Source organism: Streptomyces sp. NP160, from assembly GCF_006335115.1.
Taxonomy (GTDB): domain Bacteria; phylum Actinomycetota; class Actinomycetes; order Actinomycetales; family Quadrisphaeraceae; genus Quadrisphaera.
Map to the genome: position 1 here is coordinate 148503 of NZ_VDMJ01000015.1, position 24078 is coordinate 172580.

22 protein-coding genes, 1 tRNA gene and 1 pseudogene are annotated in these 24078 nt (G+C 75.8%); 19 read left to right on the plus strand and 5 right to left on the minus strand.

Translation table 11 applies throughout. The features are described 5' to 3' along the window. Positions 1–24 precede the first annotated feature (24 nt). Genes ileS through FHN55_RS09690 form a run of 4 tightly spaced genes read left to right on the plus strand, consistent with a single transcriptional unit; the run spans position 25 to position 6181 of the window. On the plus strand, positions 25–3321 hold the full coding sequence (gene ileS / locus FHN55_RS09675) for an isoleucine--tRNA ligase (protein ID WP_218974514.1): 3297 nt from the start codon (positions 25–27) through the stop codon (positions 3319–3321). Then, positions 3318–4736, plus strand: coding sequence for a folylpolyglutamate synthase/dihydrofolate synthase family protein (locus tag FHN55_RS09680; protein ID WP_139712088.1), 1419 nt, complete (start codon positions 3318–3320; stop codon positions 4734–4736). Before ileS ends, FHN55_RS09680 begins: the two co-directional genes overlap by 4 nt. 31 nt (positions 4737–4767) lie before the next feature. Next, positions 4768–5667: a fructosamine kinase family protein gene (locus tag FHN55_RS09685; protein WP_139712089.1), complete on the plus strand. Its 900-nt coding sequence runs from the start codon at positions 4768–4770 to the stop codon at positions 5665–5667. Between the two features lie 37 nt (positions 5668–5704). After that, entirely contained in the window at positions 5705–6181 is a 477-nt protein-coding gene (locus tag FHN55_RS09690) for a DUF4233 domain-containing protein (protein ID WP_139712090.1), read from the plus strand. Here FHN55_RS09690 and FHN55_RS09695 read toward each other — a convergent pair whose 3' ends face one another. Beyond that, entirely contained in the window at positions 6182–6850 is a 669-nt protein-coding gene (locus FHN55_RS09695) for a heme oxygenase (biliverdin-producing) (RefSeq protein ID WP_257570833.1), read from the minus strand. Positions 6851–6939: 89 nt separating this feature from the next. Between FHN55_RS09695 and ndk the strand changes: the two genes are divergently transcribed. Beyond that, the gene (ndk, locus tag FHN55_RS09700) at positions 6940–7374 is read left to right on the plus strand and encodes a nucleoside-diphosphate kinase (RefSeq protein ID WP_139712092.1); all 435 of its coding nucleotides are present in this window, start codon (positions 6940–6942) and stop codon (positions 7372–7374) included. Between the two features lies 1 nt (position 7375). Here ndk and FHN55_RS23245 read toward each other — a convergent pair. From FHN55_RS23245 to FHN55_RS09710, 3 genes and pseudogenes are all read right to left on the minus strand, one after another. Next, positions 7376–8122 (minus strand): class F sortase (locus FHN55_RS23245; RefSeq protein ID WP_306821798.1); only part of this gene is annotated, 747 nt, incomplete at its 5' end. A gap of 2 nt (positions 8123–8124) precedes the next feature. Then, positions 8125–9226: pseudogene (locus FHN55_RS24250) on the minus strand (DUF4397 domain-containing protein); the annotation flags it as partial. Further along, positions 9177–10277 (minus strand): hypothetical protein, encoded by a 1101-nt coding sequence (locus FHN55_RS09710; protein WP_218974515.1) that lies wholly within the window; start codon positions 10275–10277, stop codon positions 9177–9179. The gene FHN55_RS09710 and the pseudogene FHN55_RS24250, both read right to left, overlap by 50 nt. 189 nt (positions 10278–10466) lie before the next feature. On the opposite strand from FHN55_RS09710, the gene FHN55_RS09715 reads away from it, so the two are divergent. The 12 genes from FHN55_RS09715 (at position 10467) to FHN55_RS09765 (ending at position 21258) form a co-directional block, all read left to right on the plus strand. Then, positions 10467–11054: an NYN domain-containing protein gene (locus tag FHN55_RS09715; protein ID WP_257570835.1), complete on the plus strand. Its 588-nt coding sequence runs from the start codon at positions 10467–10469 to the stop codon at positions 11052–11054. Positions 11055–11439: 385 nt separating this feature from the next. Beyond that, on the plus strand, positions 11440–14778 hold the full coding sequence (locus tag FHN55_RS09720) for an Rne/Rng family ribonuclease (RefSeq protein ID WP_257570836.1): 3339 nt from the start codon (positions 11440–11442) through the stop codon (positions 14776–14778). A 208-nt stretch (positions 14779–14986) separates the two neighbouring features. Beyond that, a complete protein-coding gene (rplU, locus tag FHN55_RS09725) occupies positions 14987–15292 on the plus strand; it encodes a 50S ribosomal protein L21 (RefSeq protein ID WP_139712096.1) in 306 nt (101 codons plus the stop codon). 40 nt (positions 15293–15332) lie between these two features. Next, positions 15333–15596 (plus strand): 50S ribosomal protein L27, encoded by a 264-nt coding sequence (gene rpmA / locus FHN55_RS09730; protein WP_139712097.1) that lies wholly within the window; start codon positions 15333–15335, stop codon positions 15594–15596. 151 nt (positions 15597–15747) lie between these two features. Next, positions 15748–17289, plus strand: a complete 1542-nt coding sequence (obgE, locus tag FHN55_RS09735) for a GTPase ObgE (RefSeq protein WP_139712098.1) — start codon at positions 15748–15750, stop codon at positions 17287–17289. 65 nt (positions 17290–17354) lie between these two features. After that, complete coding sequence (proB, locus tag FHN55_RS09740) at positions 17355–18521, plus strand: glutamate 5-kinase (protein WP_218974531.1); 1167 nt, start codon at positions 17355–17357, stop codon at positions 18519–18521. Between the two features lie 24 nt (positions 18522–18545). Continuing rightward, the gene (locus tag FHN55_RS09745; protein WP_139712099.1) at positions 18546–19019 is read left to right on the plus strand and encodes a hypothetical protein; all 474 of its coding nucleotides are present in this window, start codon (positions 18546–18548) and stop codon (positions 19017–19019) included. A 79-nt stretch (positions 19020–19098) separates the two neighbouring features. Continuing rightward, positions 19099–19254, plus strand: a complete 156-nt coding sequence (locus FHN55_RS22620; protein ID WP_180357724.1) for a hypothetical protein — start codon at positions 19099–19101, stop codon at positions 19252–19254. Next, complete coding sequence (gene nadD / locus FHN55_RS09750) at positions 19251–19895, plus strand: nicotinate-nucleotide adenylyltransferase (RefSeq protein WP_257570852.1); 645 nt, start codon at positions 19251–19253, stop codon at positions 19893–19895. The genes FHN55_RS22620 and nadD overlap by 4 nt, the downstream gene beginning before the upstream one ends. Before the next feature lie 57 nt (positions 19896–19952). Next, a complete protein-coding gene (gene rsfS / locus FHN55_RS09755; RefSeq protein ID WP_139712101.1) occupies positions 19953–20363 on the plus strand; it encodes a ribosome silencing factor in 411 nt (136 codons plus the stop codon). Beyond that, positions 20360–21070: a histidine phosphatase family protein gene (locus FHN55_RS09760; RefSeq protein ID WP_180357736.1), complete on the plus strand. Its 711-nt coding sequence runs from the start codon at positions 20360–20362 to the stop codon at positions 21068–21070. The genes rsfS and FHN55_RS09760 overlap by 4 nt, the downstream gene beginning before the upstream one ends. A gap of 112 nt (positions 21071–21182) precedes the next feature. Further along, positions 21183–21258: transfer RNA gene (locus FHN55_RS09765), tRNA-Ala, on the plus strand. A 49-nt stretch (positions 21259–21307) separates the two neighbouring features. Here the strand turns inward: FHN55_RS09765 and FHN55_RS09770 are convergent. Next, positions 21308–22969: a long-chain fatty acid--CoA ligase gene (locus tag FHN55_RS09770; protein WP_257570837.1), complete on the minus strand. Its 1662-nt coding sequence runs from the start codon at positions 22967–22969 to the stop codon at positions 21308–21310. A gap of 162 nt (positions 22970–23131) precedes the next feature. Between FHN55_RS09770 and mscL the strand changes: the two genes are divergently transcribed. Beyond that, positions 23132–23539, plus strand: coding sequence for a large conductance mechanosensitive channel protein MscL (gene mscL / locus FHN55_RS09775; RefSeq protein ID WP_139712103.1), 408 nt, complete (start codon positions 23132–23134; stop codon positions 23537–23539). A gap of 57 nt (positions 23540–23596) precedes the next feature. Beyond that, on the plus strand, positions 23597–24040 hold the full coding sequence (locus tag FHN55_RS09780) for a ChaB family protein (protein WP_139712104.1): 444 nt from the start codon (positions 23597–23599) through the stop codon (positions 24038–24040). Positions 24041–24078: the final 38 nt, after the last annotated feature.

The following is a 24078-nucleotide window of genomic DNA, read 5'->3' on the forward strand; positions in this document are numbered from 1 at the left end:
CGAGACGATGACGGATGGTGTGACGTGACCGAGCAGCGCAAGTCCTACCCCCTGGCCTCGGCGCTGGAGAGCGGCGCCGGCGTGCCGGCCTCCCCGAGCTTCCCCGACCTCGAGGCCGCGGTGCTCGCGCACTGGAAGGCCGACGACACCTTCGAGGCGTCCGTCGGCGCCCGCGCGGCCGGCGAGAAGGGGAGCAACGAGTACGTCTTCTACGACGGCCCGCCCTTCGCCAACGGCCTGCCGCACTACGGCCACCTGCTCACCGGGTACGTCAAGGACGTCGTGCCGCGGTACCAGACGATGCTCGGCAAGCGCGTCGAGCGGCGCTTCGGGTGGGACTGCCACGGCCTGCCCGCCGAGGTCGAGGCCGAGCGGCAGCTCGGCATCACGCACAAGAGCCAGATCGAGGAGCTCGGCGTCGCGGCGTTCAACGACGCGTGCCGCACCTCGGTGCTGAAGTACACCGACGAGTGGCGCGACTACGTCACCCGCCAGGCGCGCTGGGTCGACTTCGACCACGACTACAAGACCCTCGACACCGACTACATGGAGTCGGTGATGTGGGCCTTCAGGACCCTGTGGGACAAGGGCCTGGTCTACGAGGGCTTCCGCGTGCTCGCGTACTGCTGGCGCTGCGAGACCCCGCTGTCCAACACCGAGACCCGCATGGACGACGTCTACCGCCAGCGCCAGGACCCGGCCGTCACGGTCGGCATGACGCTGACCAGCGGCGACTGGGCGGGCGCGAAGGCGCTCATCTGGACGACGACGCCGTGGACGCTGCCGTCCAACCTCGCCATGGCCGTCGGGCCGGACGTGGAGTACGTCCTGGTCGAGCCCAGCGAGGGCTCCTTCGCCGGGCAGCGCCTCGTCGTGGCAGCGGCTCGCGTCGGCGCGTACGCCCGCGAGCTGGGCGAGTCGCCGACGGTGCTGGCCACCAAGGTCGGCCGCGAGCTGCTCGGCACCACGTACACCCCGGCCTTCCCGTACTTCACCGGCCGGGAGAACGCCCACCAGGTGCTCGGAGCCGACTACGTCACCACCGACGACGGCACCGGCCTGGTGCACATCGCGCCCGCCTTCGGCGAGGACGACAAGCTCGTCACCGACGCCGCCGGCATCGAGGCGGTCGTGCCCGTGGACGCCAAGGGCGAGTTCGACGCCCGCGTGGCCGACTACGAGGGCCAGCACGTGTTCGACGCCAACGCGGTGATCATCAAGGACCTCAAGGCCGCCACCCGGCGCGAGGGGGGCACGCCCGTCACCGACGGCACCGTGCTGGTCCGCCAGGAGACCTACGACCACCCCTACCCCCACTGCTGGCGCTGCGGCAACGCCCTCATCTACCGCGCCGTGAGCAGCTGGTTCGTCAAGGTGACGGCCATCCGCGACCGCATGGTCGAGCTGAACCAGCAGATCGACTGGGTGCCCGGGCACGTCAAGGACGGCTCGTTCGGCAAGTGGCTCGAGGGCGCCCGTGACTGGTCGATCAGCCGCAACCGGTTCTGGGGCAGCCCGATCCCGGTGTGGACCAGCGACGACCCCACCTACCCGCGGGTCGACGTCTACGGCTCCCTGGCCGAGCTCGAGCGCGACTTCGGCGTGGAGGTCACCGACCTGCACCGCCCCTTCGTCGACGAGCTGACCCGTCCCAACCCGGACGACCCCCGTCCTGAGGGGGAGCGCTCGACCATGCGCCGGGTCCCCGAGGTGCTCGACTGCTGGTTCGAGTCCGGCTCGATGCCGTTCGCCCAGGTCCACTACCCGTTCGAGAACGCCGAGTGGTTCGAGGACCACTACCCGGGCGACTTCATCGTCGAGTACGTCGGCCAGACCCGCGGCTGGTTCTACACGCTGCACGTGCTGGCCACCGCGCTGTTCGACAGGCCGGCGTTCCGCACCGCGCTCGTGCACGGCATCGTGCTCGGCGACGACGGCCGCAAGATGTCCAAGAGCCTGCGCAACTACCCGGACGTCTCGGAGGTCTTCGCCCGCGACGGGGCCGACGCCATGCGCTGGTTCCTCATGTCCAGCCCGATCCTGCGCGGTGGCAACCTCGTCACCACCGAGGCCGGCATCCGCGACGGCGTGCGCCAGGTGCTGCTGCCGCTGTGGAGCACCTGGTACTTCCTCGCCCTCTACGCCGGCGCGCTGCGTCCCGAGGGTGCCCAGGACGACGGCGAGGGCGCTGCCGGTGTGGTGGGCCGCTGGCGCACCGACTCGCCCCACGAGCTCGACAGGTACGTCCTCGCCAGCCTGCGCGACCTCGTCGGGCAGGTGCGCGCCCAGCTCGACGCGCTCGACGTCGCCGGGGCCTGCGAGAGCGTCCGCGTCTTCCTCGACCTGCTCACCAACTGGTACGTGCGGCGCTCGCGGGAGCGGTTCTGGGGCAACGGGCCGGACGCCGTCGACGCCGTCGACACCCTCCACACGGTGCTCGAGGTGCTCACCCGCGTGGTGGCGCCGCTGCTGCCGCTGACCGCGGAGGAGGTCTGGCGCGGCCTGACGGGCGGGCGCAGCGTGCACCTGGCCGACTACCCCTCGCCCGAGGACCTCCCGGCCGACCCCGACCTGGTCGAGGCCATGGACGCCGTCCGCGCCGCCTGCTCCGCCGCCCTCGGCCTGCGCAAGGCCGGCGGCCTGCGGGTGCGCCAGCCGCTGCCGCGCCTGACCGTCGCCGTCCCCGGCGGCCGGTCCGAGGGCGCGCTGGCGCGGCTGACGTCGCTGGTGGCCGACGAGGTCAACGTCAAGGACGTGGTGCTGCTCGACGCCGAGGACGCCTCCGCCGAGCGCTTCGGCGTGCGCCAGCAGCTCACCGTCAACGCGCGGGCGGCCGGCCCGCGCATCGGCAAGCAGGTCCAGCAGGCCATCCAGGCCTCCCGGGCCGGCTCTTTCGACGTCGTCACCGCCCCCGACGGCACCGAGACGGTGGTGGCGGGCGGCATCGAGCTGCTGCCCGGGGAGTACGAGCTGACCACGGTGGTGGCCCAGGACGGCGGCGACGCCGGTGGGGCCGCGCAGCGCGCCACGGCCACGCTGCCCGGCGGGGGCTTCGTCGTCCTGGAGACCGCGGTCGACGACGAGCTCGCAGCCGAGGGGTGGGCCAACGACGTGGTCCGCCTCGTCCAGGACGCCCGCAAGACCGCGGGCCTGCACGTCTCCGACCGGATCGAGCTGGTGCTGGACGTGCCGGACGAGCGGGAGGCTTGGGCCCGCGCCCACGCCGACCGGGTCGCGGCCGAGGTGCTCGCCACGAGCGTGCAGGTGAGGCCGGGCGCGGACGACGTGCTCGTGGGGGTCACGAAGGCGGCCGCGCGATGAGCCGGGTCGCCGGGGGGTCCCCCGAGCGCTCGGCCCAGGAGGCCGAGGAGCGCCGCGCGGCCGCCGAGCGGCTGCGCGCCGTGCACGCCGAGCTGCTCGCCCGCACGCCCGAGAGCGCCGTCCAGCCGCGGCTGGAGCCGGTCCGCGAGGTGCTCGAGCTTCTGGGGGACCCGCAGCGCAGCTACCCGGTCGTCCACCTCACCGGCACCAACGGCAAGACGTCCACCTCGCGGTTCGCCGAGCGGCTGCTGCGCGAGATGAACCTGCGCACCGGGCGCTTCACCAGCCCCCACCTGAGCAGCGTCACCGAGCGCATCAGCATCGACGGCGAGCCGATCTCCGACGAGGGGTTCGTGGCGGTCCACGAGGACGTCGCGCCCTACCTCGCGATCGTGGACGGCCGCCTGCGCCAGGCGGGGCAGGTGCCGCTGACGTACTTCGAGGTGCTGGCGGTGCTGGCGTTCGCGGCGTTCGCCGACGCGCCCGTCGACGTCGCCGTCGTGGAGGTCGGCGTGGGCGGGGAGTGGGACGCGACGAACACCGCCGACGCGACCGTCGCGGTGGTCACCCCGATCTCGCTGGACCACACCGACCTGCTCGGCGACACCGTGGAGGAGATCGCCGAGACCAAGGCCGGCATCTTCACCGAGGGCTGCGCCGTGGTGCTCGCGCAGCAGCCCGTCGAGGCCGCTCAGGTGCTCCTGCGGCGCGCCGTCGAGGTCGGCGCCACCGTGGCCCGCGAGGGCCTGGAGTTCGGCGTGCGCTCGCGGGTGGTCGCCGTCGGCGGGCAGGTGCTGGAGCTGCAGGGGATCGGCGGCACCGTCTACTCCGACGTGCTGCTGACCGCCTTCGGGGAGCACCAGGGCCACAACGCCGCCGTGGCGCTGGCCGCCGTGGAGGCCTTCCTCGGCGGGGAGGGCCTCGAGCCCGACCTCGTGCGCGCCGCCTACGCCGACGTCACCACCCCGGGGCGCCTGGAGGTGGTGCGCCGCTCGCCGGTGGTGCTGGTGGACGCCGCCCACAACACCGGCGGCGCGCAGTCGCTGGTGGCGGCGCTGGAGGACTCCTTCGAGTACACGCGCCTGGTGGGCGTGGTCGCGGTGCTCGAGGGCAAGGACGCGCTCGGCATGCTCGAGGTGCTGGAGCCCGTGCTCGACGAGGTGGTGGTCACCCGGTCCAGCTCGCCGCGGGCGATGCAGGTGGACGACCTCGCCGACATCGCCCTCGACGTCTTCGGGGGCGACCTCGGCGAGCGCGTGCACGTGGCCGAGCGGCTCGACGAGGCGCTGCAGGTGGCCGTGGACAGGTCCGAGTCCGAGGCGCCCGGCGGCCTCGGCGCCGGGGTGCTCGTCACCGGCTCGATCACCCTGGTCGGGGACGCCCGCACGCTCCTGCGGGCCCCGGCGGCCCGCTGAGGAGGAGGTCACCGGTGGAGGAGGACGGGGGATGACCGCTGCGGCCGACCTCCTGCTCGACCGCCTCCGGCGGGCCGGGATGACCGACGTGGTCGGCGTCGCGCCGACCACCGGCGGGCTCGCGGCCACCGCGGGGATCGCCCGGCGGGCCGACGGCTCGTCCGTGTTCGTGAAGACGTTCGCCGACCCCCCCTCGGCGGACGCGTTCCAGCGCGAGGCGGCCGGGCTCGAGGCGCTGCGCGGCCTCGGTGGCCTGCGGACCCCCGAGGTGCTCCTGGCCGACGAGCACGTCCTCGTGCTGGAGGTGCTCGCCCCCCGGCCCGCCGCGGCGTCCTTCTGGACGGACCTCGCCCACGACCTGGCCCGGCTGCACACCACGACCGTCCACCACCGCTTCGGCTGGGACCACGACAACTGGCTGGGGCGCCGGCGGCAGGTGAACACCTGGACCGACGACGGCTTCGCCTTCTTCGCCCAGCACCGCCTGCTGCGCTGGTTCGGGGAGCCGCGGGTCCGCGCGGCGCTCGGCCCGGCGGACCGCGCCGCGCTCGAGCGGCTGTGCGACCGGCTGCCCGAGCTCCTGCCGGACGCCCCGGCGTGCCTGACGCACGGCGACCTCTGGACCCAGAACGTGCTGTCCACCGCCGAGGGCCGCCCCGCGGTGATCGACCCCGCGGTCTCGTTCACCTGGGCGGAGGTGGACCTCGCGCACCTGTGGACCACGGCACCGCCGCCCGGGGCCAGCGCGTTCTTCGACCGGTACGCCGAGCTCACCGGGCTCGACCGCGGGTGGCGCGACCGGATGCCGGTCCTGCAGCTGCGCCAGCACCTGGCGGTCATCGCCCAGTTCGACGACGACTGGGGCGCCGCGGACACCGTGCGCGCCACCCTGGCGCCCTTCAGGTCGGGGCCGCGCGCGCAGCGTCCGTGATCGTCGCAGCGGGGGAGGGGCGACGTAGGCTGGAGCGGTGTCCGAGAGCTCCCAGCAGCCGAGCGCGCCGCAGGCCCGGGGGCCGGCGCAGCAGCGGGCCGAGCTCGGGGAGCTGTCGGTGCCACCGCCCACCATGACCGCCCGGCTCGCAGCGACCACCCTGCTGCTGGAGGCGTTCGCGGTCCTCTTCGGCACCATGGTGGCCGCCGCGTTCCTGCCCGAGCAGGGGGTGGGCCGCGGGCTGGTGTGGGGCGTCGGGCTGGGGCTCGTCGTCGTGTGCGTCCTCGCGTGCGGCGCCGCGCGGAGCCCGCGCGGCGTGGTGGTCGGCAACGCCGTGCAGGTGCTCCTGGTGGCGGTGGGAGCAGCGCTCTGCCTCGTCGTGCTGGAGGCGGGCATCGCCACCCTCGTGGTGGCGCTCGGCTTCGCCGCGCTGTGGTGGTGGCTGGTCTCCATCGGCCACCGCATCGACGCCGACCGGCGCCGCTGGGCCGCCCAGCTGGCCGCCCAGCAGTAGTCAGCGGCGCCAGGCCGGCAGCTGCCGGCCCAGGTCGGCGAACAGCTCCTCGTTGAGCCGGTAGCCGCGACGCGCCTCCTCGACCACCCGGTCGCGCTCGGCCTCGTCCCACGGCGCGGCGTCGAGGGCGGCGCGGTAGCGGTCCCGGTACCGCTTGGGGGAGGGGACCGCGGGGAAGTCCCAGGAGCGCAGCTGCTCCTCGGGCCAGCCGTAGGCGCGGGCCAGGAGCCTGCGCACGACCTGCCCTCCGGACAGGTCGCCGAGGTAGCGCAGGTAGTGGTGGGCCACCAGCCCCGCCGGCCACGCGGCGACCTGCCGCAGCCGCGCCGCGTACGCCTCCGTGGCCGGCAGCGGCACCAGGTGCTCGCGCCAGCCCGCGCCCAGGTGGGCCTGCAGGTCGGCGGAGACGGCCGGCAGCCGCCGCAGGTCGTCGTCGGCGAAGAGGGCGACGACGGCGTCGTGGCGCAGCGCGTCGACGGCCGGCTCGAGCACCGCGTACAGCTGGTGCACCTGCGCGAGGAAGGTGGTCAGCGCCTCCGGCGCCAGCTGCCCGGAGAGCAGCTCCGCCATGAACGGGGCCGACTCGGCCGCGCCGTGCGCCTCAGCCGTCTCCTGGCGCAGGCGGGCGGCGAAGCCCCCACCGGCGCTGCCGCGCTCGTCGTCGTCCACGTCCTCCATGCTCTCCCGGAGGGTCGCGGGTCACCCGCGAGGGGGCAGCCGGGTCGGCCGCGGGAGGGCGCGCCGCTAGGGTCCGGGCCGTGACCACTGAGCCGACCGCTGAGCGCAGCCTCGTCCTCGTCAAGCCCGACGGCGTCCGCCGGGGCCTCACCGGGGCCGTGCTGTCCCGCATCGAGGCGAAGGGGTACCGGGTGGTGGCGCTGCAGCAGCGCGACGCCACCGAGGCCGAGCTGAGCGCCCACTACGCCGAGCACGAGGGCAAGCCGTTCTACGCGCCGCTGCTGGAGTTCATGGCCTCAGGGCCGCTCGTGGCCGTGGTCGTCGAGGGCGAGCGCTGCATCGAGGGCTTCCGCTCCCTGGCCGGTGCCACCGACCCCACCACCGCTGCACCCGGCACCATCCGAGGCGACCTCGGCCGCGACTGGGGCCTGAAGGTCCAGCAGAACCTCGTGCACGGCTCGGACTCCCCGGAGTCGGCCGCCCGCGAGATCGGGATCTGGTTCCCGTCCCTGTGACCTAGGACGTGGTCGTCTGCGCCAGCCGGGCGTAGACGACCACGTTGTCGACGTAGTGGCCGGTGCTCTCGTCGAAGGCCCCGCCGCACGTGATGAGGCGCAGCTCGGGGCCGGCCACCGGGCCGTAGACGGCTCGGGTGGGGAAGGCGTCCTTGGCCACCTGCTGCACGCCGGTGACCTCGAAGACGGCGGTGGTGCCGTCGGCCCGGTCGACGTCCACCTGGGCGCCCACCGCCACCCGCGCCAGGTGGGCGAAGACGCCCGGGCCGCTGCGGGAGTCGACGTGACCGGCGATGACGGCCGGACCGGTGGCGCCCGGGGCCACGCCCTGCGAGAACCACCCGGCCCGCGCGGCGTCGGCCGGCACCTCGAGCGACCCGTCGGACGCGGTGCCCAGGTGCACCAGGTCCGAGGAGATCCCCAGCGACGGCACCCGGACCGCCGTCGGCGCGGCCACCGCGCTGGCGGCCAGCGGCACGACCGCCGGCGCGGGGACCGGCGCGGCGGCGTCCGACGACGCCGAGGACGCCGACGAGGACGCCGACGACGCACCGGCCGCGGCCACGATCGCGGTGCGCTCCTGACCGGTGGAGCCCGCCGGTGCTGGGGACAGGGCGGTGGCCCCCGCCGACGCGCCCACGGCGAGCAGCCCCAGGCAGACCGCCGCGGCGGCCGCGCGGCTGCCGGGGGAGGTGGAGCTCCGCCGCCTCGCGAGGCCGGCGATGCCGTCGGCGAGGCCGTCGAGGAGNNCGGCGTCGGTCGCCAGGCCCACCGCCGTGCCCGCCGCCGCGGAGCCGACCGCCTGCAGCGCCGCCCCTCCGCCGTGCTCGGCCAGGTAGCCGCCGCCGGTGGCGGCGCCGCCCCGCGGCACCACCCCGGAGCCGGTCGCGTCGGTGACCGGCTCGAGCTCCAGACCGCTGGCGCCGTCGGCGAGCACGAGCACGGTGTAGACGCTGCCGCCGGCGAGCGTCGTGGACTCCTGGGTCCTGCGCTGCCCCGTGAAGGCCTCGAAGGTCACCTGCCCGGCTGGCAGGTCGACGTAGCCGGTGGGCTCGGAGAAGGCCGCGTCGGTGGCGACGCTGCGACCGCCGGCGGTGACGTCGGTGGTCTGCCCGGGCTCAGCGGCGGGCAGCACCCTCACCCGCGCGGTGCCCGGGCCGGGAGGGGTGAGGTCGTCCTGGATGGCCGACAGGCGCGGCGCGGTGCTGTCGCCCAGCCCGGCGATCGTGTAGGCGTCCCCGGCCTGGGCGGTGAGCGTCTGCGTGAGCACGGGCGTGGTGCTCGGAGCGGCGCCGACGGGGCGCACCGCGACGGCGTAGGAGCCGGCCGGCAGCGGCTCGTACCCCGTGATGGCGCCGTAGGTGGCCTCCGGTGCCAGGGTCAGCTGGCGGGTGGCGCCGTCGAAGGCGGTGAGGGTGGCGGTCATGGTCACGCCGCCGAAGCCCGGGACGAGGTGGGCCACCCGGATGTACGCGTCGTCGGTGGTGGTCCCGCCCGCCGGCTGCTGGGCGGCGGAGGCCGCGGACGCCGGACCGAGGACCGACACCGCCACCAGGGCGCCGACGAGCAGTCCTCGCCTCGAGGCGCGGGGTGCTGCGCGCACGAGATCTCCTTCCCAGCCGAACGGCGGGCACCGTCTGTGGCGGTGTCGTTGCTCACCGTTGCGTCCGGCCGCGCCCATCATCCCTTCGGCCCACACGCCGCGCCAGACCGGGAGGGGGTCTCCGCCGGGCTCCTCCTGCCCCCGACCGCCGGCCGGGACCGCTGCCCGCGGCTGCTCGGCGGTGCCGTCCGGGTGGGCGTCAGACGCCGGCGGAGGGCAGGACGAGGCGCAGCACCTGCGCCGGGCCATCCCGCTCCTCCTGCGGGGTGGCCCGGTAGGAGGGGTCCTGGGCCGTCAGCTGCCGCTCCAGCTGGGCCAGCGCGTCCGGGTCGGCCCCCACCGGCTGACCCGCGATGCCGTCGATGACCACCGTGCGCAGCGGCTCGGTCCCTCCTCCCCCCGCGGGGAGGTCCGACACCGACAGGGGCTGCTGGGCTGCCAGCTGCGCGAGGAGCGCTGCCAGGCGCAGGTCCACCCGCTGGTCGCGCAGCGCCTCCCGGGCCCGGGGGGAGAAGTCGAGCCGCGGGTTGCGCTGCAGCTCGGCGAGGGCGGCCGCGTCGGCCGCGGTCGCCGTCGCTCGCGGGGGAGCGGAGGTCACCGGGGGCGAGGTGGTCCGGTCCGCACCTGCCGCCAGCGGCACCACCGGCTCGCCGCTGGCGGCGGTGCCGTCCAGCTCGCGCACCTCCACGCGGCCGTCGCCGTCGCCGAAGACGGCGACCGTCCTCGAGCCGGCGAGCGCCTGCGCGGTCCAGCTGCCCGGCGCCGCCTCGTCGCGCAGCGAGGGCCCGGCCACCACCCACTGCGCGGCGACGTCGCCGCTCCCGGCCGCGACGGGGGCCGGCACGAGGCGGGAGGCGAGCTGGGCGGAGCTGGCGAGGTCGTCGTACAGCTCGGGATCCACGGCGACGCCCCCCGGCTGCCCCGCTCGCCCCGGCTGCCCGGCGAGCCAGACTGCGGCGGCCTGCACCGCGCCCTCGGCCGACGACGGGTCCGCGCCCGAGCCCGCGGCACCGGTGCCCGTCCCGTCGGAGCCGGCCGAGGAGGCGCTCGACGGGGTGCTCGCGGAGGTGGCGGGGCCTGAGGTGGGAGGACCCGGCGGCTGGCGCGCGACGGCGACGGCGACCACGGCGGCGGCCACCACGACGAGGCCGAGCGCGAGGAGGGCTGTTCGCCGCCGCACGGCGGTGCCGCGCGGTGCGCGGTGGCGCGCGTGCTCGGGCGCCGGGGCCTGCGGCTCGCTCCGGTGGGCCCGGGGGTCGGGCATCTCGGGGCCTCCGGGGACGGGTGCCCCCATCATCACGCAGTGACCGTCCGGTGGCACGGTGTGGTCGGCGTGTTGCGGGCACGCCCGCCGTCGGTGTCGGGCGGGCGTCGGGCGGGCGTCGGGCGGGCGTCGGGCGGCCCTCGGGGGGCCGGCGGCACCCCTCCCGCCTCCGGTCCCCGGTGCTGGTTCGGCGCCGACGTCCGGGCGGATGGCTACGCTGCCTCGGTGGCAGCGAGCGAGTCCCCGGGTGCGGCGCAGCGGATGACGTACCTCCTGGTGGACGGCGAGAACATCGACGCCACCCTGGGGATGAGCGTGCTGGGACGCCGGCCGGCGCCGGGGGAGCGGCCTCGCTGGGACCGCGTGCGCGACTTCGCGGCCGAGGCGTGGGGCCAGCCCGTGCGGGCGCTGTTCTTCCTCAACGCCACGTCAGGCTCGATGCCGATGAGCTTCGTGCAGGCCCTGCTGGCCATGGACTACCGGCCGATCCCCCTGGCCGGCGGCCCCGGCGAGAAGGTGGTGGACCTGGGCATCCAGCGCACCCTGGACGCCATCGCCGACCGCCCCGGCGACGTGCTGCTGGCCAGCCACGACGGCGACTTCACCGCCCACCTGCGCCGGGTGCTCGAGACCGACGGCCGCCGGGTCGGGCTGCTCGGCTTCCGCGAGTTCGTCAGCTCCACCTTCGGTGACCTGGTGGGTCGCGGGCTGCAGGTCTTCGACCTCGAGGACCACGTCCACGCCTTCACCGAGGTGCTGCCGCGGGTCCGCGTGATCCCGCTGTCCGACTTCGACCCCGAGCGCTACCTCTGAGGCCCGGCTCCCCGGGCGCGCACCCCGTCCAGGGGGGCGCGCCGCGGAGGGGCTGGACGGGCTGTGGGAGGATGGCCGTGGACGGCCGGCACATCACACCTGACGGCAGTCCCGACGACGACCTCGCCGCTCGTGGTGGTGGCCCGACTCCGCGCCGCAGCCCCTCACCGGTGGCTCGCAGGCGCGCAGGCGCGCCGCGCGGGCGGCAGGGGCACCGGTCCCCCGGTGTCCTCAGGCCGCCGCCGACGCCGGGCAGGACCGCGCCGGGGCCACGAACCCAGCGGCGCTCCTTCCCGGCCACCAGACTTCCCCACCGCTCGCGGGCGGTGGGCCGAGCACCCGAGCACCGGTGGTGTGGCCGGTACCCGGGGTGGACGGAGCTCCCGTGAGCACCAGCAACGACGTCGACGACGACGGCACGACCGCCGACGCGGGGACACCGCGGCGCCGCCGCGGGCACCACCGCGCGGTCTCGCGCCCGGCCGGTCCGCCCGCCGTCGCCTTCACGTCCGAGGCCGCTGGCACCGACCAGCCGTCCCCGGACGCCCCGCCTGCGGCGGCCCCCGCCGCGCGCCCGGCGGCCAGCAGCGCCCTGCCGCTGTTCCAGGCGGCCGCCGCTGAGCCGGCCGCCGAGGCCGTCGCCACCGAGGCCCCCGCTGCGAGGACCTCCCGCCGGCGCGGCAGCGCCCCGGCGGCCGACGAGACCGGTGCGGTCGCGGCCGCCGCCCCCGCCGGCTCCGACCGCCCCGACGCCGCGGTCGGCTCGCCGGACGGCGAGCCGACCGCAGGGCGCCGGCCCCGGCGCCGCCGCGCGGCCAGCCGCCCCGCCGGGCCGCCGGTGGAGGCGCCGGAGCCCGCTGCGGGGACCGCCCCGCCGGAGCCCGCCCCCGCGGTGGCCGAGCCGGTCGCCGCTGACGAGCTCGCTGCGGTCGAGGACGTCGTCGAGGACGACGCCCTGGACGCCACCGCGCTCGACGGCGACGCGGCCGAGGCTCTGGACGCCGCGGCCGCCGAGCAGGCGGAGGACCGCGAGCCCGCCGCGAGCACGACCGACGACGCGGTGGACGACAGCGCCGACGAGGCCGGCGACAGCGCCGACGAGGCCGACGACAGCGCCGACGAGGCCGACGACAGCGCCGACGAGGCCGACGACAGCGCCGACGTCGATGACGACGCCGAGGACGGCGGCTCGCGCCCGCGCCGCGGACGCCGCCGCCGCGGTGGTCGGGGCCGCCGCCGCCGCACCGGTGAGGACTCCGACGAGACGACGTCGGAGACCGTCGCCCAGGACGCCGGTGAGGACGCCGAGGCGGTCTCCGGCGACGCCGCTGAGGCGTCCGAGGCCTCCGACGAGACCGACGACGCGGACGCGGCCGACGAGTCCGAGGACTCCGACGACACCGACGACACCGACGACGGCGACGCCGAGGGGGCCTCCTCCACGAGCCGTCGCCGCCGCCGTCGCCGGCGCCGCGGAGGGGGCGACGACGCCGACGAGGCGGGCGAGCCCGAGAGCGGCTCCACCAGCTCCCGGTCCAGGTCCCGCTCGCGCCGCTCGCGCGCGGAGTCCTCCGACAGCGGTGACGTCACCGCGGTGAAGGGCTCGACCCGCCTGGAGGCCAAGCGCCAGCGCCGCCGCGACGGCCGCGACGGGGGACGGCGTCCCCGCGTGCTGTCCGAGGCCGAGTTCCTGGCGCGGCGCGAGAGCGTCGAGCGGACCATGGTCGTGCGCACGCGCGGCGGGCGCTCCCAGGTCGCCGTCCTCGAGGACGGCGTGCTGGTGGAGCACTACTCGGCGCGCAAGCAGCAGACCTCGATGATCGGCAACGTCCACCTCGGCCGCGTGCAGAACGTGCTGCCGAGCATGGAGGCCGCCTTCGTCGACATCGGCCGCGGCCGCAACGCCGTGCTGTACGCCGGCGAGGTGGACTGGGAGGCCGCGGGCCTGTCCGGCCAGGCCAAGAAGATCGAGTCGGCGCTCAAGTCGGGCGACCCGGTGCTGGTGCAGGTCACCAAGGACCCGATCGGCCACAAGGGCGCCCGCCTCACCAGCCAGGTCTCCCTGCCCGGCCGCTACCTCGTGTACGTCCCCGGCGGCACCATGACCGGCATCTCCCGCAAGCTGCCCGACACCGAGCGCTCGCGGCTGAAGTCGATCCTCAAGGAGGTCGTGCCCGAGGACGCCGGCGTCATCGTGCGCACGGCGGCCGAGGGGGCCAGCGAGTCCGAGCTGCGCCGCGACGTCGAGCGCCTCACCGCGCAGTGGGAGGAGATCTCCGCGCGGGCCAAGCAGGTCACCCCGCCGACGCTCCTGCACGGCGAGCCCGACCTCGTCATCAAGGTGGTCCGCGACGTCTTCAACGAGGACTTCGCCCACCTGGTGGTGGAGGGCGAGGAGGCGTGGGGCTCGATCAAGCCCTACGTCGACGCGGTGGCCCCCGACCTCGCCGAGCGCGTCACGCGCTGGGACACCGAGGGCCAGGGCGGCAGCGCCTTCGCCCACCACCGCATCGACGAGCAGATCGCCAAGGCCCTCGAGCGCAAGGTGTGGCTGCCGTCGGGTGGCTCCCTGGTCATCGACAGGACCGAGGCCATGACCGTGGTCGACGTCAACACCGGCCGCTTCACCGGCTCGGGGGGCAACCTCGAGGAGACGGTCACGCGCAACAACCTCGAGGCCGCCGAGGAGATCGTGCGCCAGCTGAGGCTGCGCGACATCGGCGGCATCGTCGTCGTCGACTTCATCGACATGGTGCTCGAGTCCAACCGCGACCTCGTGCTGCGCCGCCTCGTGGAGTGCCTGGGCCGCGACAGGTCCAAGCACCAGGTGGCCGAGGTGACCTCCCTGGGCCTGGTGCAGATGACCCGCAAGCGCGTGGGCCAGGGCCTGCTGGAGACCTTCAGCGAGCCGTGCGAGCACTGCGCCGGGCGCGGGGTGGTGGTGCAGGACGACCTGTCCGGCCACGCCTCCCACAGCGGCGGCGGCAACGGGGGTGGCGGCAACGGGGGTGGCGGCAACGGCGGGCACCCGCCGGTGCCGGGTCCGCCCCGTGGCCGCGGCGAGCAGCGGGCCGGCGACCGGCAGGACAAGGGCGAGCGCCAGGAGCGCGGCGACCGGCAGTCCCGCGCCGAGTCCCGCCCCGAGCCCCGCCCGGAGTCCCGCCCGGAGCCCCGTGTCGAGTCCCGCCCCGAGCAGGACCGCGGCGCGGAGCGGGGTGCGCGCGGCGCGCGGACCGACCGGGCCGAGCGCGGGGACCGGCACGAGAGCGCCGCTGCCACCGACGCGGCCGACGGCGGGGCGCGCGGCGACGGCGAGGCCCGCAGCCGCGAGGAGGCCGCCCGCGACGCGGTCCGCGAGGCCATGAACGGCATCGCCCTCGCCACGCTGAGGCCCGGCCCGAGCGCTCCCGCGCCCCAGGGGCCCTCGCTGGAGGCCGCGGCCCTGCTCGCCGCCCTCGGGGGCGGCCAGCTGTCCCCCGAGGCGCCGCCCGCCGACGGTGCGGTGGAGTCCGAGGACCCCCTGCCCGCCGCGGAGCTCGCGGTGGAGCGCGAGGTGGTCGAGGTGGTCGACGTGGTCGAGGTCGCGACGGTCGAGGTGGAGCTCCCGCCCCCGGGCGACCAGCAGGCCGACCAGCAGGCCGACGACGCCGCGGGGTGGGTGGAGGAGCCGGGTGCCGAGGCCTCCGCCGTCGTCCCCGAGGAGGACGAGGAGGCCCGCGGCTGACGCCGCGCCAGCCGCTTTGACGCTCACGGGGAGCGATCCGTATCCTGGTGCGTCGGTGCGCCCCCGTGCGTCGGTGCCCGCCTGCGGCGAGCACCCCCGGGAGCACCACCGCTGCAGCACACGGCCCACCCCGCTCGGGGTGCAGCGGTGCGCCGAAGACCAGAAGTGACCAGCCAGTCCAGCAGTTCCAGCAGAGAGTGAGCGACACGTGTACGCCATCGTCCGCGCCGGCGGCCGCCAGGAGAAGGTCGCCGTCGGCGACGTGCTCGTCGTCGACCGGGTGGCGGGGGAGGCCGGCTCGTCCGTCTCGCTGACGCCGCTCCTGCTGGTCGACGGTGAGACCGTGACCAGCGCCGCCGACGCCCTGGCCAAGACGACCGTCACCGCCGAGGTCCTCCGGGCCGAGCGCGGCCCGAAGATCGTCATCCAGAAGTACAAGAACAAGACCGGCTACAAGAAGCGCCAGGGCCACCGCCAGGAGCTGACCCGCCTGCGCATCACGGCCATCGGCTGACGCCGACCCGAGCACAGACCGAGCACAGGAGAGCACTGAGATGGCACACAAGAAGGGCGCCAGCTCCAGCCGCAACGGCCGCGACTCGAACGCCCAGCGCCTCGGCGTGAAGCGCTTCGGCGGCCAGGTCGTCGGCGCCGGCGAGATCATCGTCCGCCAGCGCGGCACCCACTTCCACCCGGGCGACAACGTCGGCCGCGGCGGCGACGACACGCTGTTCGCCACGGCTGCGGGCTCGGTGCAGTTCGGCACGCGCGGCGGTCGCCGCGTCGTCGCCGTCGTGCCCGTGGCCGTCGAGGCCTGAGCACAGCGACAGCTTCACCGGGACGCCGCGCCTGACGCGGCGGACCACCGAGGGGGCGGCCGGACCACCGGCCGCCCCCTCGTGCGTACCGCACGCCGGTGCGCACGGACGTGCGACCAGCACGACCGGCTCGACCAGAGGAGATGGCCCGGTGGCGACGTTCGTCGACCGCGTCGTGGTGCACGTGGCAGCGGGCAGCGGCGGCAACGGGTGCGCGTCGGTGCACCGCGAGAAGTTCAAGCCGCTCGGCGGCCCCGACGGCGGCAACGGCGGGCGCGGCGGTGACGTGGTGCTGGAGGTCGACACCTCCACCACCACGCTGCTCGACTACCACCACGCCCCGCACCGCCGCGCCACCAACGGCAAGCAGGGCGCGGGCGGGCACCGCAACGGCGGTGACGGCGAGGACCTCGTGATGGCGGTGCCGGAGGGCACCACGGTCCGCAGCGCCGACGGCGAGATCATCGCCGACCTCGTCGGGCCCGGCACGCGCTTCGTGGTGGCTGCGGGCGGCCGCGGCGGGCTGGGCAACGCCGCGCTCGCCAGCGCCCGGCGCAAGGCGCCCGGGTTCGCCCTGCTGGGCGAGCCCGGCGAGGCCGAGGACGTGGTGCTGGAGCTGCGCAGCCTCGCCGACGTCGCCTTCATCGGCTACCCCAGCGCGGGCAAGTCGAGCCTGGTGGGTGCCCTGTCGGCCGCCAAGCCGAAGATCGCCGACTACCCCTTCACCACGCTCGTGCCCAACCTCGGTGTGGTCACCGCGGGCGACGAGCGCTTCACCGTGGCCGACGTGCCCGGGCTTATCCCCGGCGCCAGCCAGGGCAAGGGGCTCGGCCTGGAGTTCCTGCGCCACGTGGAGCGCTGCGCGGCCCTGGTCCACGTGCTCGACTGCGCCACCCTCGACCCCGGGCGCGACCCCATCACCGACTTCGACGTCATCGAGGCGGAGCTGGCGGCGTACCCGGTCGCGCCCGACGCCACGGGCCCCGCCTCGGTGCCGCTGCCCGACCGTCCTCGCCTCGTGGTGCTCCACAAGGTGGACGTCCCCGAGGCCAAGGAGCTCGCCGAGCTGGTGCGGCCGGAGCTCGAGGCCCGCGGTCTGTCGGTCCTGGAGGTCTCCTCCGCCAGCCACGAGGGGCTGCGCCAGCTGTCCTTCGCGATGGCCGCCCTGGTGAAGCGCGCCCGCGAGGAGGCGCCCGAGGCGCCCGTGGCGCGCACCATCCTGCGCCCGCGCGCGGTCGACGACGCGGGCTTCACGGTGCGGCGCGAGGGTGCGCCCGCGCACGCCGAGGCGCAGGACGACGTGGTGTTCCGCATCCGCGGCGCCAAGCCCGAGCGGTGGGTCCGCCAGACCGACTTCGCCAACGACGAGGCGGTCGGCTACCTCGCCGACAGGCTCGCGCGGCTCGGCGTGGAGGAGGAGCTCTTCAAGGCCGGTGCCGTGGCCGGCTCCACCGTGGTCATCGGCCCGGGGGACGACGCCGTCGTCTTCGACTGGGAGCCCACCCTCGTGGGCACCGACGCGGCCGTGGGCCCCCGGGGCACCGACCTGCGCCTGGAGGGGTCCGGCCGCGCCAGCCGCGAGGAGAAGCGCGAGCTGTACGAGGAGCGCCGCTCCGCCAAGCGCGAGGCCCGCGAGGAGCTGGCCGACGAGCGCCGCGCCGGCATCTGGACCGACGCCGGAGACGAGGGGTGAGCGCAGCCGGCCGCGACGGCGAGGACGGCCGTGAGGTCCCGCCGCGGCTGGCCGACAGGTCCGCCCTGGCCGCGGCCGGCCGCGTCGTCGTCAAGGTGGGCTCCTCGTCCCTGACGCAGCCCAGCGGGGGCATCGACGACGCGCGCCTCATCGCGCTGGTCAACGCGCTCGTCGAGCGCGTGCAGGCCGGGACGCAGGTGGTGCTCGTGTCCTCCGGCGCGATCGCCGCGGGCCTCGGGCCGCTCGGGCTCGCCCGCCGCCCCCGCGACCTGGCCACCCAGCAGGCGGCCGCCAGCGTGGGCCAGGGCCTGCTGGTGGCCCGGTACACCTCCGCCGCGGCCGCCCACGGCCTCACCGTGGGGCAGGTGCTGCTCACCGCCGACGACGTCATCCGGCGCACCCAGTACCGCAACGCCCAGCGCGCCCTGGAGCGGCTGCTCGGGATGGGCGTCCTCCCGGTCGTCAACGAGAACGACACCGTGGCCACCGCCGAGATCCGCTTCGGTGACAACGACCGGCTCGCCGCGCTGGTGGCCCACCTCGTCCACGCCGACGCCCTCGTGCTGCTGTCGGACGTGGACGCCCTCTACGACGGGCCGCCGAGCCGGCCCGGCTCCCGGCGCGTGCCGCTGGTCTCCGGCCCGGCGGACCTGGAGGCCGTCGTGGTGGGCGGCTCCAGCAGCGGCGTGGGCACCGGGGGCATGACCACCAAGCTCGACGCCGCGGCCATCGCGACCGGCGCCGGCATCGCCACCGTCCTGGCCTCGGCGGCGCAGGCCGGGGAGGCGCTGCGCGGCGAGGACGTCGGCACCTGGTTCACCCCCACGGGCAGCCGGCCCCGCACGCGCATGCTCTGGCTCGCGCACGCCGCCAGCCCGCAGGGGACCCTGGTGCTCGACCCGGGCGCCGTGGCCGCCGTGGTGCGCCGTGGCGCGTCGCTGCTGCCCGCGGGCGTGGTGGCCGTCGACGGCTCCTTCGAGGCGGGCGACCCGGTGGACCTGTGCGACGAAAGCGGCCACGCCGTGGCCCGCGGCCTGGTCAACTACTCATCGGCGGAGGTGCCCGACCTGCTCGGGCGCTCGACCCGGGAGCGGCTCGACGCCCTCGGGCCCGGGTACGACCGGGTGCTCGTGCACCGGGACGACCTGGTGCTGCTGCCGCGCCGGCGGCAGGGTGGGACCGGAGACGCGCCCGCCGCCTCGAGAGACCGCCAGCCCGCGGCCACGCCGTAGGACCCCCAGAACGGAGACACCCCCGTGGACGACGCCCCGAGCCAGCCGCAGCCGCCCCGGCTGGTGCTCGCGCCCGGTGGGGGCGAGGGCGGAGACGCGCCCCTGCCCGGCCTCGAGCAGCTGCCCGGCGGCGCCGGGGCGGACTGGGGGCGGTCGCCCCAGCAGCCCGTGCTCTGGCACGTGAGCGTGACCTTCGCCGGCCCTCGGGTGCCCCGCCAGCAGCTCCACGCCGCCCTGGTCCGCCTCGTCGAGGCGCAGCCGTTCCCGGCGACGGTGCGGTACAACGACGAGCGCGCGGAGATCAGCTACTGGGACGAGGCGGAGGACGTCGACGACGCCGCCGCGCTCGGGCTGCGGATGTGGGCGGAGAACCGCCGCACCGCCGACCTGCCGGGCTGGCGCGCGGTGGGCATCGAGGTGGTCGACAGGGAGACGCTGCGCGCCCGCGGCGAGCGGACACCCCCACCGGCCGCCCTGGGCGACGTCAGGCCCTGGTGACCTGGCAGACTGCTGCCGGTAGACGTCCCGCACCCGCCGGTCCCGGCGCCGGTGCCCTGGAACACCTCGTGGAGGCGCTGTGCTGGTCGCCCTGGTCATGAGCGCCACCGGCGCCAACACGCCCGCTGAGCACTCGGGGATGCCCCCGCTCCTGTGGGGCCTCATGGCGTTCGCGGTCTTCCTGCTGCTGCTGGCGATCCTGTGGGCGTTCCGCAGCGTCGGCAACCGCCACTGACCACGCCGCTGACCAGCTCACCGGCCCCGGCGCCGGAGCCCGCCTCCGGCAGGCCCCGGATCGGGGTGATGGGCGGGACGTTCGACCCCGTCCACAACGGCCACCTCGTGGCCGCCAGCGAGGTCGCCGCGCGCTTCGAGCTGGACGAGGTCGTCTTCGTCCCCACCGGCGAGCCGTGGCAGAAGAGCGCGCGGGCCGTGTCACCGGCCGAGCACCGCTACCTCATGACGGTCATCGCCACCGCCTCCAACCCGCGCTTCACCGTGAGCCGGGTGGACGTCGACAGGCCGGGTCCGACGTACACTGTGGACACCCTGTCGGACCTGCGCGCGCAGCGCCCCGACGCGGAGCTGTACTTCATCACGGGCGCTGACGCGCTGGCGCAGATGCTCACGTGGAAGGACGCCGAGCGCCTCGCCGAGCTGGCCAGCCTGGTCGGGGTCACCCGTCCCGGGCACGAGCTCGCGGTCCCCGCCTCCGGCTCGCTGCCCGCCGGGGCGGTGCACCTGCTCGAGGTGCCGGCGCTCGCGATCTCCTCCACGGACTGCCGCGAGCGCGTCCGCCAGGGCCTGCCCGTCTGGTACCTGGTGCCGGACGGGGTGGTCCAGCACATCGCCAAGCACGGCCTCTACCGCGGCTGATCGTCCCGTCGCGGCGACGGTTCGGGCGGCGGGCGCGGTCCGTGCCATCCTGGGTCGGTGACCGCCACCCCCCGAGCCGTGGAGCTGGCCGTCGCGGCCGCTCGCGCGGCCTCCGAGAAGGGCGCCACCGAGGTGCTCGCCCTGGACGTCAGCGAGCAGCTGGTGATCACGGACGTGTTCGTCCTGGCCGCCGCTGCGAACGACCGCCAGGTGCGCGCCGTGGTCGACGCCGTCGAGGACGCGCTGCACCAGCTCGGCGCCGACGTCGTCCGCCGCGAGGGCATGGCCGAGGCCCGCTGGGTGCTGCTCGACTTCTCCGACGTCGTCGTCCACGTCCAGCTCGCCGAGGACCGCCAGTACTACGCGCTCGAGCGGCTCTGGAAGGACGGTCCGGCCATCGAGCTGCCGGAGGACGTCACCGGCCCGAGGAGCGCCCACGACGCCGGAGCGGCGGGGCTCGCGCGGTGACCGCGGCCGGCGGTGGTGCCTCGCGGCTCGTGCTCTGGCGGCACGGACGCACGACCTCCAACGCCGAGGGCCGCTTCCAGGGCCAGCTCGACACCCCCCTCGACGAGGTGGGCCACGCGCAGGCCCGCGCCGCCGCCGTGCAGATCGCGGCGATGCGCCCCGACCGCCTCGTCAGCTCCGACCTGTCCCGGGCCCGTGCCACCGCGGCCCGCCTGGAGGAGCTGACGGACCTGCGCGCCGTGGAGGACCCGGGCCTGCGCGAGCTCGACGCCGGTGCCTGGCAGGGGCTGCTGCACCAGCAGATCGCCGACCACTGGCCCGACGGGCACCGCGCCTGGCGCTCGGGCGAGGACCTGCGCATCGGCGGCGGGGAGAAGCGCAGCGAGCTCGGCGCCCGCGTCGCGGCGTCCCTGGAGCGGCACGCCGCCGCGACCCCAGACGGCGGGCTGCTCGTGGCGGCCTCGCACAGCGGGGCGCTCAGGGCGGGCGTCCTGGCCCTCCTGGGCCTGCCGGCGGAGGCGTGGGCCCAGTTCGCCTCGCTCGGCAACGGCCGCTGGGCCGTGGTGGAGCGCCGGTTCGGCCGGTGGGTGCTGCGCGGCTACGACCTGGGCCCGCGCGGTGTGGGGGAGGAGCGCGAGGGCCGCACGAACGCCGACGGCGCCCACGGCCTCTCCAGCGCGGAGCGGTCGGCGGGCGCCGTCGTCTGACGCGCCGGGCGCGCGGGCGGGGACCCCTGCCCGGGGCACCTCGCAGGAGGCGCTACAGTTGTCGTCACGTCCTGAACGGGGGCTCCTGAGAAGGGGTCGTGATCGGGCGGACGGGGCTGTGGCGCAGCTGGTAGCGCACCTCCATGGCATGGAGGGGGTCAGGGGTTCGAATCCCCTCAGCTCCACCAGGTGGAGAGGGCGGCACCCGCAGGGGTGCCGCCCTCTCGCGTCTCCCGATCAGCCCTCGTACTCGGCGACCAGCTCGCGCTTGAGGACCTTGCCGGAAGGCCCCTGGGGGAGGGCCGGGCGCACGTGCACCACGCGCGGGTACTTGTAGGCGGCCAGGTGCTGGCGCGCCTCGGCCACCATGGCGTCGGGGTCGAAGGAGCGACCGGCCTCAGAGTCCTCCACCACGACGGCGGCGTGCACCTCCTGGCCGTGCTCGTCGTCGGCCACGCCGAAGACCGCCACCGACGCGACGCCGGGGTAGCGGACCAGCACCTCCTCCACCTCGCGGCAGTACACGTTGTACCCGTTGCGGATGATCATGTCCTTGGCGCGGTCGACGATGCGGATGCGCCCCTCGTCGTCCTTCGTCGCGATGTCCCCGGTGCGCAGCCACCCGTCGACCACGGCGTCCTCGGTGGCGTCGGGGTCGCCGAGGTAGCCCTTGAAGAGGTTGTGCCCGCGGACGACCAGCTCGCCGCGCTCCCCGGCGGGCAGCACGGCGATGGTCTCGGGGTGCGCCGGGTCGGTGACCTCCGCCTCGACCCCCCACACCGGGAAGCCCACCGACCCCGCGACCGCGGGCTCGCCGACCCGGTTGAAGGAGGCCACCGGGGAGGTCTCGGTGAGGCCGTACCCCTCGTGCACCGGAGCCCCGAACACCTGCTGGAACCTGTCGAGCACGGCCTCGGGCAGCGCCGCCCCACCGGAGATGGCGTACCTGAGCGGCGGCAGCTGGCCACCGCCCTCACCGTGCGGTCCAGCGGCCTGCAGCAGGGCGCCGTACATGGTGGGAACGCCGATGAAGATGCTCGCGCCCTCGCGCTCCATGATCCCCAGGGCGGTCGCCGGGTCGAACTTCGGCAGGAGCAGCACCGTGGCGCCGACGCGGAAGGCGGTGTTCATGACGCACACCTGCCCGAAGGTGTGGAAGAGCGGCAGGCCGCCGAAGACGACGTCCCCGGTCCTCATGTCGAAGCAGTCGATGAGCACCACGTTGACGTTCTCGACGATCGCCAGGTGGCTGCCGACCGCGCCCTTCGGCCGTCCGGTGGTGCCGGAGGTGTACAGCACCGTGGCCGGCGCCAGCGGCGGCGTCGGCACGAGGCGCTCCAGGGGCTCCGCCGCGCGCGCCTCGTCCTCGAGCCGCGGGGCCGGGACCTTGTCGCGCTGCTCGTCCGGCACCAGCACGGTCACCACCGGCACCCCTGCGGCTGCGGCGGCGGGCAGCGCCGCCGCCAGCACCGGTGCGGCGGCCACGACGAGGGTGGCTCCGGAGTCGCGCACCACGTGCTCGACCTCGTCGGCGGTGAAGAGCAGGTGGACGGGGACGACGACGGCGCCCAGCGCGAGCAGCCCGAAGTAGACGCGGGGGAAGTCCGGCACGTTGGGCACGAGCACGGCCACGCGGTCACCGGGCCCGACGCCCCGGGCGCGGAAGGCGCCGGCGTACGCGCGGGCCTGGTCCCACAGCTGCGCGTACGTGACGCGCTGGTCACCGCAGACGACAGCCGTGCGGTCGGCGTGGCGCACCGCGGAGGCCGCGAGCAGCGAGGCCACCGAGAGCGACCCGAGCCCCGGTCCGGACAGGGCGTCAGCGCGGGGGTCGGGCCACCTGGGCCCGCTCTCGGCGCTGGTGGCGCCCGTGGACGGCGCGGCGGCGGTGGTGGTCACGGGGGTCCTCCCTCCGGCGCCGTCAGCGGTGGCGGCGCCTGGCGCCATGGTGTCCGGTCGGTCGCGACGGGTCCACCCGTACCCCTGCCGGTGGACCCCTCCCGCTGCCATGCTTCGGTGCGCTCCGGCGACGACGGACGCTCATGCACCCGAGGAGGAGCTGTGAAGGGCTTCCGCGAGTTCATCCTGCGCGGCAACGTGGTCGACCTGGCCATCGCCGTGCTCATCGGCGCAGCCTTCGGCGCCCTGGTGAAGTCCTTCACCGAGAACCTGCTCACCCCGCTCCTCGGCGTCTTCGGCGGGGTCAGGGACTTCTCGGCGCTGTCCTTCAGCATCAACGGCAGCGAGTTCGGCATCGGGGCGTTCATCAACGCGGTCATCGCGTTCCTCATCACCGCGGCGGTCCTGTACTTCCTCGTGGTCAAGCCGGTGAACACGCTCATGGCGCGCTACCGCACGCAGCCGGAGCCGAAGGCGCCCGTCCGGGAGTGCCCCGAGTGCCTGTCGAAGATCCCGGTGCAGGCCACGCGCTGCGCCTTCTGCACCGCCCAGGTCGCTCCCGCCGCCTGACGGGTGACCCGGGAGCGGGGCGGGTTCGCCGGGCCCGCGCGCGGGTAGGGGACGGCCATGGCGATGACCACGGAGTCCGGGAAGGTCCGCGAGGGCGAGCTGCCGAGCACGCTGCAGCGCTCGGACGAGAAGGCGCAGGCGACGTTCGCGAAGGCGCACGACTCCGCGGAGGAGACCTACGCGGACGCGCCGAACACGGAGGAGCGGGCGCGGCGCACGGCCTTCTCGGCGCTGAAGCACACCCACGAGAAGGTCGGCGACCACTGGGAGCCCAAGGAGGGCGGCCGCAAGGGCCCCTCCGACGCCCAGGCCGCCGGCGGTGCGGACACCGACCGGCCCACCGCCGGCGGCGTGGACGCGAACGCCACCAAGGAGCACCTGCTCGACCTGGCGCGTCGCCTCGACGTGCCCGGCCGGTCGTCGATGACCAAGGACGAGCTCGTCGCAGCTCTGCAGAAGGCCAACGACAGGAAGACCGCCAGGGCCCGCGAGGGCTCCTGACGGTCTTCGTGTCGCTGCCCGGGGGCAGCGCGGCTCAG